1 protein-coding gene is annotated in these 2627 nt (G+C 38.2%); it reads right to left on the bottom strand.

Annotated features, from left to right (window positions below; genetic code table 11):
• Positions 1–537: 537 nt before the first annotated feature.
• The gene (locus ACP6PL_RS06335; RefSeq protein WP_426543685.1) at positions 538–2562 is read right to left on the bottom strand and encodes an ABC transporter ATP-binding protein; all 2025 of its coding nucleotides are present in this window, start codon (positions 2560–2562) and stop codon (positions 538–540) included.
• Positions 2563–2627: the final 65 nt, after the last annotated feature.

The raw sequence follows: 2627 nt of genomic DNA, 5'->3' as shown, positions 1-2627 counted from the left end.
TAATGCAGGAGTATGGGAAAGAGAAAAGGTAGATGCACCCTGATGAATAACCTCCACCGTTATTGGTGGAGGTTTTTTTTTGCTTCAAAACAGTAACTGGAAAATTAAGTCGATTATTTCCGGGATTAATGCAGGAGTATGGGAAAGAGAAAAGGTAGATGCACCCTGATGAATAACCTCCACCGTTATTGGTGGAGGTTTTTTTTTGCTTCAAAACAGTAATATCATGTCCGGTTGAATAGTTATAATTAAAGTTCGTAGTAGGGTTTCAGCCCTAAGTATATATCGGGCTGAAGCCCTACTACAAACAAAAACTTTCTTATTTTTATACTTTCTTTCTCCTCTCTTCCCTCCTGACTCCTGACTCCTGACTCCTGACTCCTCCCTCCTCCCTCATTTATTTATAACTATTCAACCGGACATGATATAACTAGAAAATTCAGTCGATTATTTCCGGGATTAATGCAGAAATATAGGAAAGAGAAAAGGTAGATGCACCCTGATGGATAACCTCCGCCGTTATTGGTGGAGATTTTTTTACTCTAAATTTCCTTTAGGAATAGAGGCAATAAGTTGGCGCGTATATTCCTGTTCTGGTCGATCGTAAACTTGTTCGGCAAGACCAATTTCTTCAATTTTTCCTTGATTCATTACCATGATTCTATCGCTCATAAATTTGACCACACTCAAATCATGGGAAATAAAAATGTAGGTCAACCCAAATTCATCCTGCAATTCTTTTAATAAATTCAGCACTTGCGCTTGCACTGAAACGTCTAAAGCAGAAACAGACTCATCACAAATAATTAACTTAGGATTCAATGCTAAAGCACGGGCAATACAAACCCGTTGACGTTGACCACCAGAAAAAGCATAAGGATAACGACTTAACGAGTCAGCAGTTAATCCTACCCTTTCTAATAAATGTGCTGCGCGATCGCGTCTCACTTTATAACTATTACCTACACCGTGAATTAACATTGGTTCCATCACTGCTGCACCAACAGTTAAGCGGGGGTCAAGGGAACCAAAGGGGTCTTGAAAAATAATTTGCATATCTCGTCGCAACCTCCGCAACATTTGCTCATATTTTTCTTGATTCCCATTTTTCCCACTTTTTGGTTGAGAGTTTTTCAGCGACTCCAAAAACTGCTTAATTCCCGACTTACCTGCATGAGGGTTTGTAATTTCTTGACCCTCAAAAAATACCTTTCCACTTGTAACTGGAATTAATTGGAGTATTGCTCTTGCTAAGGTACTTTTACCACAACCAGACTCTCCCACTAAACCCAGAGTTTCACCGGCAGAAACAGCAAAAGAAACATCATTAACTGCCATCAATAGACGTTGAGTTTGACCAAATATCCCTTTAACTGGAAACCCAACTCGTAAATTATTAACTTGCAAGATAGGATTTTCAGTTGTTTCAGGAAATATTTCCTCTGCCAAATCTATATTTTGTTGTTGTGTTACTGCTGTGATTTTTTCCCTAATTTCTATTTCTCCAGTAGAGTGTGTTACCTCTTCCATGAAATCAGAAACAGTAGGTAGACGCAAAACTTTACCATGTAGGGGAGGACGACAAGCTAATAAACCTTTTGTATAAGGATGCTGTGGCCCAGAAAATATTGGCTTTATTTCACCATACTCTACTATTTTTCCTTGATACATTACTGCTACAGTATCAGCTACTTCGGAAATTACCCCCAAGTCGTGGGAGATAAATATAATAGACATTCCTCTGCTTTCTCCCAACTCCCGCAGCAAGTCTAAAATTTTTGCCTGCACTGTAACATCTAAAGCTGTTGTTGGTTCATCTGCAATTAATAAAGTAGGGTTGCAAGAAATTGCCATTGCTATCATTACCCGTTGAATTTGACCGCCAGAAAGTTCGTGGGGATAACGATCTAACATTGCTAGCTTTTTTTGATTGACTTGCAGCATGATTTGGCGGCCGCTTACTTCTTCTACTTGACTAACAGCAGGTTGGCCTGAACCATCTACTATTTTTGCTAGTTCCCGTTTGGATTTTACCTGTGCTAAATTTTGACTATCCTCTGTTATTTCCTCTAGAGATTTTTGTCGTAATACCTCATCACTGGGGAGAAGCTTTACTTCTTGAAGTAGGGATGCTGCTTGACGTCGTGCTTCTGCTGCTGAAACATTTTGATGAAATCTAATAGCTTCTGTTAACTGAAATCCTATGGTGTAAACTGGGTTAAGAGAACTCATGGGTTCTTGGAAAATCATGGAAATTTTCCCACCCCGATATTGTTGTTTTTCCTGTTCTGGTAATTGTAATAAATTTACTGGTTCAGAATTTTGTTCATTTTCTCCTGAATTATTAAACCAAATTTCACCGCTAATTTGACAAGATTTCGCTAGTAGTAAACCCATTGTTGCTAGAGATGTAACAGATTTTCCAGAACCTGATTCTCCAACAATTCCTAGGGTTTGCCCTTTTTTTACAGTAAAGGATATACCATCAACAGCTTTTACCAGTTTTTCTTCAGTTGTAAATTGAACTTTGAGGTTACGAACATCTAATACAGTATTAGTCATTATGATTTAGAAATTATAGCAGTTTTCATTAATATAGAGTACAGAGATTTGGGTTTAAAGGAAGA

It is taken from the genome of Dapis purpurea BLCC-M126 (genome assembly GCF_050015975.1).
In the GTDB taxonomy this organism is placed as follows: Bacteria; Cyanobacteriota; Cyanobacteriia; order Cyanobacteriales; family Microcoleaceae; genus Trichodesmium.
Note: the sequence above shows the minus strand (reverse complement) of the source record. Positions and strands in the feature narration are given on the sequence as shown.